Below are 9,561 nucleotides of genomic sequence, written 5' to 3' on the forward strand. Positions count from 1 at the left end.
GTAATCGACCGAGCCCTGGACAGAGTATCTGTCCGGTGGCATCCACGCCATATGACCACTGAGATGTGGGGTCAGGGTAAGGAGGAGTCCACGTCTATATATCGGCTTCCTCAACCCTACCATGAACTCCGAGGTTTATTCACTCAAGGGTATTTTGACTCCCCTAAACGCTGTCTTTACGCTCGGGGGAGTCAGCAAGTCCCGTAGGTGTTTACCGGTGGAACACCCGAGACAGGGAGAAGGCATTCCTCCGAATGGCCATCCATACGGCGCCCGCCACCAGGCCCAATCCCACCAGCCCTACGGTCCAGAAGGTCACCCTATAGTCGGAGGCTTCCTCCATAACGTGTTCCGAAGAGGACGCCGCTTTCACGCCTTCCTGCTGCCCCGCGGTCGACCCGGAGTGCACCTGAGAGATAGGGGCGTTAACCTCAGCGGAACGGGAATTACCCTCCGTCTGACGGGTGGGGGTTAGTCCCTTGGCGCCATCGGTAGGGGTCACGGGCTGCACGGCAGATGCCGATCCGCTCTTTACGGAGGCGCCGTCCTCCCCATTAGGCGTTGCGGTATCGGACCCCGCGGCGTATGCCGAGGTCAGGGGTGACTGCCCGGCGGATGCATTGGTCTGGGGCGCCATAGTGCGCGCTTGCGCCAGAGCCTGAAGCCCCTGCTGACGGCGCTCGGCACGCGCCTGACTCTCACGGGTTGCGGTGGAACCGGCCCCGCTAGAACGGGAAGCGTTCGAGCTACCGTCGGCTGCATTAGAAGAAGTATGGGAGGAGGCGCTCGCGGAGTTATCGCTATTCGCGGTAGTGGACGTTGAAGTAGCGCCCGTTTCATCGCGGCGAGTGGCGGAGGATTCCGCGGTATCCTGCGATTTTCCGGCACTCACCTTAAACCGAACTGAGGCCACAGCGGTGTCGTTGTTCTGCTCATCGACGTACACCAGGTACGCGGTATAGACCGAATCGGTCTTGAGAAGCGACCCCGGAACGCCAACAGCCACCTCGAGTTCTCCTCCGGCGATGTGTGCAGCGTCCACGTGGGTGTACGAGACGGCATCGCCTCGGGGATTACCCTGCATATCGGTCTCAAGGACTATCAGGTCGTACCCGTTCTCTCGGGCGGGCAGGTTCTTTCCGACAACGGTCACGGGCTTCGTCTCTGCGTCAGAACGCAGCTCGGCGTAGCGAACGTTCAGCGTTGGAGCGTTCAGGTTCGCGGTGTCTCGGGAGGAGGTCAGGCCTCCGGGTACCTCACTCACAATCTGAGTGCCGTGCTCCAGATCGCCCGCCGCTTTCGGGGTAGACGAAATCGAGGGCTGCGGATAACGGGCCTCTTCACGCGCTTTAGCCAGAATCTTTTGCGTTTCGTCGTCAAGACGGATTCCCGACGAGTCACTGTCGACGTCCCCGTCACCGGCAGGAACGGTATGGGGAATAAGCGAGCCGGCAGTAATTTTGAACTCCCCGTATCCCTCATCGAAGCTGTCTATGTCGAGGACGGAGATGGTGTAGTAGCCTTCCTTCGGCGTACTCGGTAGCGTGAGCGTCAGAAGGGTAGAGCCATCCTGGGCTTTCACTGCGCTCAGCTGCTGGGGAGTATAAGTGACTACCTCTCCGGATGCTTTACCGGAGAGGGTGTAGTACTGAACGGCCACGAGATAGCGGCTCGAATCATTGATGTACTTCTCTTCGTAGAGAGGTTGCAGATTGAGGGTCACCCGGTTCTGTTCCACAGAATGAATTAGAACCTCAAGCGTATCGAGTTCAAGGTCGAAATCTTGCGAGGGACAATTCTGAGGATTCTCCGAATTGAGAATAGTAATAATACACTGCTGATCGACAGAAAAACCGGTTCCCTCCACCGCGGAAGCATTGGGTAACACAAACATACCCGTAGTTGCTAAAACGGAAAGCGTCAGGGCGCGGAAAGTTCGAGGTCGTTGAGTGATCATAATAGTGCCATTTCAATCGAAGCGGACGCACAACGCGCTGATAAGGAGTAGCTCACCACAAGCCCCTCTAATGCAATAATTATGCGTGCCGGTACATCGGTTACATCCCAGCCTAACACGAGTATTAAGATTTTAAATTCATTGCATTTGTGTGCTTATTATTAGGCAGTATATGCACCTCAGAGTAAAACACTGTATGGCCACCCCATAAAACATCGTTATCGAAAAATGCGAATGTTTAGAGGGAGGGCTGAACACCCCGCAAACAATTATTTCAATCGCCGTAAAAGCCCAGGTGCACGACATATAGTGTCCAATCCAAGCCCTGAACACAGGCCGCTCACGGTGTTATAACGCATAAACGTTCGCACCGGGGGCCCGCAAATCCACCTCCTATAAACAATCAAAATCATTTACATGCCGTACAAGATTTGACAAAAATCCATTGCATAATGCGACACACATCTCACATAGTGCAAAGACGCCCCGCGGTCGGTAATGCTACGCATCACCGCCACGGGGCGCCCTTCGAGGTAAATTTTCTACTCCCCCGCGCCTATGCGTTCGCGTCCATCGTCTCAGTTGCCACCGCTTCAGCAGAGGCCTCCGCCCGACGACGATACCGGTTCACCACCACGGCGCTACCCACGAAGACAACCGAACCGGCCAGCGCAATTCCCAGCGGCACGGTACCCTCCGGCAGGGGTACATCTTCCGAAGCGCTTGCCTCCAGTTTCTGAGAATCGGAACCACCGCGAGCTTTCGTGCTTCGCGTGTAGAACCCGTCGGAGCTCAGGCGAGAACCTTCCCGTGTGGCAGGGGCAACGCTCTCAGTGCTTCCCGCTGAGGTCTGATACCCCATCAGATTCACGATGGTGCGTCCGCCAATAAAGGCTGCGTATCCCGACATGACCGGGGTGACGTTCGATGCGGTAACGGGGTTACTCGTGACCGCATGAGCCTGCGGGGTTGCCCGCGCAGCCGAGGCATGGGCATGAGCCACATGATTCAGAGCGACATCTGTCGAAGGAATATGGGGAACGGTTTCCCCAGCGATTCCTCGAGCCGACGAAGATTCAACCGCAGAGGGTGAAGCATCACTCGGTGAGGAGATATCTGCCGGCAGCTGCTCACTCGAAGAATGAACCACAGTGCGCCTAGGCTGATTGTTGGCGTCTGCAGTTGAATCCGCCGAGCTGGCGCGCTGAATAATGCTCACGCTGAAGGCAGAGGTTGCCACGAGCCTCAGCTCATCGGGAGACTCGCCCCCCACCGCCACCACCCGGTACCGCTTACCGCCAACGAGTGAGGTTCCGGGGACCTTCAAATCAGCCGAGAACGCGCCGTCCCTGACCTGCTCGGGGCTCACGTGGGTCGTGGCCAGGGGTGCGCCGACGGCTCCCCCGTCGGCAGGCATCTCGAAGACCATGACGTCATAGCCCAGGGAGCTCTCCCCCACGTTCTTGACGCGCGTGCGAATCGTCTGAAGATCGCTTGAGCCTCGCAGCTCCGCGGTGGAAATCTCAAGAATGGCCTCGCGGGTGTCTGCGGGGACCTGATTCGAGGAGCGGTTATGCACCAGGATACGGTCCCCCTCGGGCTTGGGCGTATCAGAAACGTCGGTGGTAGATTCGGAACTACGGGGCTCCCCCACATCACCGGGTTTCTCAGATGCAGTAGCGGAGGGGGTTGGCGAGGCGCTCTCCGAGGTAACCGGAGCCGGGGCCGGAGCGGCCGTGGGCTGCGGACGCTCCTCTCGCTCATCCTTCGAAGGCTCGGGATTCGGCACAGGATGGGGCACGGGGCTCACCGCATTGATGGGTGCACGCTGTACACCCGGGGTATCGGGGAAGAAAAGATTCTGACGTGAGGCGAGAAGACCCTCAACACTCTCACCGTATTCGGGGCTCAGCTCAACGAAAGAGGAGTTGCCGGTCTGAAGGTCGGTAACCTCCACCATGTAGGCCTGTTCAATATTTAGGCGCTGATGAATACTCACATCGAGATAGCCGTCATCATTCTTTGACACGGTCAGCTGCGAGGCGGGGACCACCATCGAGGCAACTTCCAGACCCTCCATAGTAACTGCCACCAGGCGCACCTGCACGTGGTCGAGAGACTTCACCCCGCCCAGACCAATCAGGATGTAATCCTCACTCTGGCCTAGCAAATCCATGATGAAAACATCAACGTTCGTAGCGTGGGGTTCAGGAGTCTTCGCAGAGGGAGTCGCACCATGCGGCTGTGCATGGGCGGACGATACGAAGGAAGCGGGGGCCAAAGTTGCAGGGGCCAGCGTACCTCCCAGCCCGAGGGCTGCAGATGCTACGAGGGCCGCGCCGCGAGCAGTTCGCTGCGTGGTAAACATGGTCACCTTTTTCGTGAGTGAGTAAGTGAGCGATAGGTTGTGCAATCCCCCACGCTCAGAAGTTCGGAAGTGAGAGCGGGGAGGCGGCCTCTCTTATCGGTGACCATGTGCGTTTCAGAACGCGTTTTGCTCCGCGAGGGCGGAGCATAGAGAGAGTGGCAGTACCGCCGGTCAATGCACTCTAAATTATAGGTATAACCTTAGAAAAAGTTAAAGACGAGGGGACGCCTCTTTTGTTACAAAGAAGCATCCCCTCGTCTTATCTCACGTTATGGCTTGTGAGAGGGTATTTATCAGCATTTTAGGAGCGGGAAGTGAGTTGCACATCACGGCGGCCACGGCGGGTCAGGAAGGCTCCCGCAACCAGAGAGAGCGACCCTACCGCGCTAATCGTCAGCATCCCGGAGGTACCCGTTGCAGCCAGCTGCTCACGCTCACCCTTGGAGGTCGAAGCCGTAGCCTTCTGAGGCTTCTGTCCGGCACGGTCGGTAGCGCCGCCGGTAGCACCCTCGGTAACCGGAGCAGATTTGGGCGAAGCCGACTCGTGGGATACAGGAGCCTCGGATGCGACAGCCACAGGAGCGGACTCCTTCGACTCTTCGGCCGGTGCCGGGGCGCTATCGGAGGGAGTAACCGAGGGCTTCTCCTCCGTCGGCTTTTCAGCAACAGAGTCACCGTAGCTCGGCTCCTCAGTTGCCGGCGCTTCGGTCTGCTCGGCAGGCAGCGAGTCGGAAGGACGCGAAGCATCCACGCCGTCACGCTCCACTGTGAAGCCGCCGGTCACGATCTGCACGGTTCCTCGGGAATCCTCGTAGACTGCGCTTACCCGGTAGGTCGTACCCGGCTTCAGGGCGTTGCCCGGCACCTGAAGCTGCGCGGAGAAGGAACCATCCTCCACACGAGCTTCCCCGGAGGCAATGGCCTCACCGGCGGTTCGGCCGTTAGAATCCAGCGCGTGCACCTGCAGGGCCACGGGACCGGAACCTTCGAGACCTTCACCGGTGAAAGTGAGCGTCTTTTCCGAGTCATTCTCGGGGACTGCGGTCTCTTCCACGCGCAGGCGAGCACCCACGGCCACGGATGAATGATTCGTCGATTCGGCTGACTCCTGCTCCTCCGCGCGGTCTGCCGAGGCGTCGCGCACCCGGTCGAACTGAGTGTTACGCGGCAGGTCGTAGTGGCGTCGAGGGTCGGTTTCCGGGAGCACGGGGTCCTGTTCCTCAGCGGGAACAATGGAAGCCTCAGAAGCTTCCGGCTCGGAGGTCGCGGGGCGAGGGGCCGCCGGGGTCTCTTCCGCCTGCGCTTCAACCGCTTCAACCTCTTCGTCGGCAGGCTCCGCGACTGCAGTCTCAGCAACGCTCCAGCCATTGATGAAGGGAATCTCGACACTCTGAGCTGCTAGGCCTCGGGAAGCCGAAGGGGCAATTTCAACGTTCAGCACGTAGCGCAGATCGGGATGCACATCTTGCAGAACGGCTAGGCGCGCACCGGGTACCTCGATGCCATCCAGAAGCGTGCCGTTGACAACATCGGCTCGTGCCGGGGAGGCAGCCAGTACGTGGCGATTGCCCTGCTCATCAACGGCGTAAATCGAGGTCATGATCTCGAAGGCCTGCGCATCGCCCAGGCCGGTGGCCTTGTAGACGATCAGGTTCTGCTCCTGCGGAATTTCCAACTGACCCGACAGGATCTGGGCATTGAGCGGCTCGTCCTGAGTATCCGCAGGCTGCACCTCCAGGGGCGTCCATGAATTGTAGGAGGTGTCTTCGACGGAATAGCCGAGATCGGGGTTGACGACGGCGGTTGCCACCACGTACTGCTGGTTGGGGTCGAGGATTCCCGCAGGCAGGGTGAGCTGGGTGCTAAAGCTACCCTCGTGCACATCGGAGACGGGGACGAGGGTCATGGTCACCGCACGGGCACGGCTCAGGGCAGCCAGGGGGTACTTGCGGTACTCACTGACGTACACGGCGATGCCATGCTTCTCAACGTCCTCGCCCAGAAAACCACTACCGCTAACGGTGATGCTCTGGGAACGCGCGGGGTTGATAGCAGCACCCTGTTCGACCTGCACCGAGGGGCGCACATCGCGGTCAGAATGTTGGGCGCGGTTCTGCTGAACGCTAGAGGAGGAAAGGCCGCCCGCATTGTGCACTGGAATCGCGGCCTGGGCCGCACCGGTGCCGGCGGTCAGAACGGAGGCCGCAATGGCGGCCGTTGCTCGGGTCTTTGAGTGAGCGGGATCGGGCATGAAACACACCTTTTCTGTGAGTGTGAACGATACCCTTTACGCGACAACGACGCCTCAATTCCCGGCGGGAAGATGTACGGTTGGTTCCTTCGCGAGGTTGGTAACCTTGCGATAGGGGTCTCCTCGGCATGGGCGATGGGTTCCGAGAGGTAAAACTCTCAATCTCCATCTGAGGTGGAAGTCCGCGCGAGGGGAATCGCTCTATTTATCGGTAGTTCCACACTATCAATAGAAAAAGCCTCTTGAGGCCCAATACGCTTTACGAGCCAACTATTTTTTTATGCAATGAACCACAAAACGGGTTTTTTACCCAAATCTCCCCCACTAATCATCCGCAAAACATATCGACTAGGTAAAATACCTCAACTCTCCCTTCAAGGTGAGGGTTTAAAGCGAACGTAAATAGGTAGACTCTACAGTGCTATATGTGCACATTTATGCACATATAGTTATTTTCTTTCGGGTGTAAGGTTTTTGAGGTCTCGCATCAATCAGTAGCGCCAATCCCCTATTCACCGGCGATGCGAATGACTCTCTTGCCACGCGTGTGACCGGCCTGCAAATCGCGGTAGGCCGCACGGACATCCTCAATCGTGAACCCGTACACGCGATCCAAGCGAATTGACACCTTCCCATCGGCGACCAGCTCGGCTAGGGTCTCGAAGTCCCCGTGTTCCGAATGGCGGGGGCCCGTAAACTGTGCTCCCCTAATCATGACCTTGGGCGAGGGAACGAGGGTTCCCATGTCCTTGCCCTTCAACCCCAGCGAAAAGGCTAGGGTCACGTAGTCGCCACCGTAGCAGTCCAGGAACTTTGTCACGCGACCCTCGGCCGCCTTGAGCACTCGTTCCCCCACGCCCTCGCCATAAGCAACCGGCACGGCCCCCAACGACCTGATAAACTCGGCATTCGCGGCCCCCGCAATGCCAATGACGCGTGCACCGAGAGCCACGGCATACTGCACGGCGACGGACCCAATTCCGCCCGAAGCCGCGGAGATAACCACCGTATCGCCCTCACCCACGCCAATATGGCGGAAGGCGCCTCCCACGGTCAGGGCCGCGACACCCATTGCGGCCGCGTGCTCAAAATCAATGGAGACGGGCTTAGGCGCAATGTCGCCGATGTTCACACAAATTTCCGTGGCCAGAGATCCCCGTTTGGTGCCCAGGCCGGGGGCACTAACGATATTCGAGGCTTTCACTTCCGGGACGCTCGGAACCGATAAACCCCCACCCCCGCGAGCGCGGGAACCCTGTCATGAACAAATCGACACCGGTCTGTCCGTCCATTGCGGCTGCAACGTTCCGTGGAGCGCCGCATCGTGCGCCCTCACTATTCTGAACACACAGAAACGTCCTCGCGGTCTCCCGAGATTATTTTAATCCCGAGGAAACCGCGAGGACGTTTCATACGGCGTTACGCGAAAGGATCAACCCTAGAGGCTGCGGCGACGCAGAAGCATCAGCGCAGCACCGGCGATCAGCGCTGCGGCGCCGACACCGGCAATACCTGCGACACCTTCAGCGCCGGTGTGAGCCAGCTGCGGCTTCGAAGAGCTATCCGAAGTGGTGCGGCCGGCGGTATCGCGAGCGCTCACGGTGTGGCCACTCTGGGAAGAAGCGGTCACCGGGGTGTTACCAACCTTGGCCTTGGGGGCCTGCGAGGAGGGAACGCGGGTCTCGGTCACGGTCACGGAACCGTCCTCGCTCATTTCCGCGGTGAAGACGCTGGTGGTGCCGTCGCCGTTATCGCGAACGGTGGTGTTATCGTCGTTGCTTGCCGCGGGCACCGTGGGGGCCGGGTGGTCCGCATCGCTCACGGAGGCGGTGGTGACAGCCACCTGATGTACCAGGCCGTTCGGGTCGCTGGTAGCCACGAGCGCGTACACGTAGCCGGGCAGCAGACGATCGGCACGCACGGAAAGCTTAGCGGTGAAGGTGCCCTCCATAATCTCGGATGCGGGCACATCCTGAACGGCCAGAGCCTCACCGGTGATGTTGCCGTCGGCATCCAGGCGGTAGATGGCCACCTGCACGCCGCGGGAAGCAGATTCGTGGGTGAAGCCCGCGCCATTGACAGTCACCACGTTGTACTCGTCGTTCGGGTCCAGGCTTGCGCTCTCGGTGGTGAGGGTCGCGTTCTGGGGTTCAGGTACTGCCGGGGTCTCGGGAGCCGGAGTCTCGTCAGCCTTGGGAGTCTCTGCCTTGGGGGTTTCCGGGGCGGGAGTCTCATCAGCCTTAGGGGTCTCCGGAGCCGGAGTCTCGGGGGCGGGAGTCTCATCAGCCTTAGGGGTCTCCGGAGTCGGAGTCTCGGGAGCCGGAGTCTCGTCCGCCTTGGGGGTTTCCGGGGCGGGGGTCTCGTCTGCCTTGGGGGTCTGAGCACGCGGAGTGGTAGTCTCGGTTACCTTGAAGGAGGAAAGAGCCACCAGCTTCTCGGCGGGCTGAGCCTGGGGGTTGCTGACAGCAACCAGAGCGTAGGATGCGCCGGCGGGAAGCTGGGCTGCGGGAACGCTGAGGGAAGCGTTGAATGCGCCATCCTTGATCTGTCCAGCGTCAACGGTGATGGTTGCAATCGGTTCACCGGTAATCTGCTGGTTAGCGTCCAGAGCGTAGATGCTCACGTTAACAGAGGCACCCACCTTGGCCCCCTGGAAACCGGATGCACGAACCGTAATGGTATTGATGGTGGCGTCTGCGGGGAAGTCGGTTTCCTCAATCTCGATGGCGGGATTGGCCTGCTCGGTCTTGGGATCTGCCTTCGGGGTTTCCTCGGTCTTCGGTGCCTCGGTAGCAGCGGGGGCCGGGGTCTCAGCCTTGGGTGCCTCGGTAGCAGCAGGGGCAGGGGTCTCGGCCTTCGGTGCTTCGGTAGCGGCCGGGGCAGGGGTCTCGGCCTTGGGTGCTTCAGTCTTCGGTGCCTCGGTAGCAGCGGGGGCCGGTGCCTCAGCCTTGGGTGCTTCGGTAGCGGCCGGGGCCGGTGCCTCAG

5 protein-coding genes are annotated in these 9,561 nt (G+C 59.8%); all 5 read right to left on the reverse strand.

Features of this window, described 5'->3' with window-relative positions:
- Positions 1-211 precede the first annotated feature (211 nt).
- Entirely contained in the window at positions 212-1,723 is a 1,512-nt protein-coding gene (locus HMPREF2944_RS07705; protein ID WP_083313104.1) for a hypothetical protein, read from the reverse strand.
- Positions 1,724-2,513: 790 nt separating this feature from the next.
- On the reverse strand, positions 2,514-4,133 hold the full coding sequence (locus HMPREF2944_RS07710; protein WP_246826292.1) for a propanediol dehydratase: 1,620 nt from the start codon (positions 4,131-4,133) through the stop codon (positions 2,514-2,516).
- 493 nt (positions 4,134-4,626) lie between these two features.
- Positions 4,627-6,576 carry an LPXTG cell wall anchor domain-containing protein gene (locus HMPREF2944_RS07715; protein ID WP_070682148.1) on the reverse strand — a complete coding sequence of 650 codons (1,950 nt, stop codon included), beginning with the start codon at positions 6,574-6,576 and terminating at the stop codon, positions 4,627-4,629.
- 508 nt (positions 6,577-7,084) lie between these two features.
- Positions 7,085-7,708, reverse strand: coding sequence for a zinc-binding dehydrogenase (locus HMPREF2944_RS07720; protein ID WP_246826293.1), 624 nt, complete (start codon positions 7,706-7,708; stop codon positions 7,085-7,087).
- Positions 7,709-8,014: 306 nt separating this feature from the next.
- A partial coding sequence (locus HMPREF2944_RS07725; RefSeq protein ID WP_070682151.1) for an LPXTG cell wall anchor domain-containing protein occupies positions 8,015-9,561 on the reverse strand: 1,547 nt, incomplete at its 5' end.

It is taken from the genome of Rothia sp. HMSC072E10, assembly GCF_001813965.1.
GTDB lineage: Bacteria > Actinomycetota > Actinomycetes > Actinomycetales > Micrococcaceae > Rothia > Rothia mucilaginosa_A.

What these genes read in the sequence shown, in the direction of transcription:
- HMPREF2944_RS07710 (WP_246826292.1), bottom strand. Translation starts at nt 4,133, where the DNA reads ATGGATTTGCTAGGCCAGAGTGAGGATTACATCCTGATTGGTCTGGGC.
- HMPREF2944_RS07715 (WP_070682148.1), bottom strand. Translation starts at nt 6,576, where the DNA reads ATGCCCGATCCCGCTCACTCAAAGACCCGAGCAACGGCCGCCATTGCG.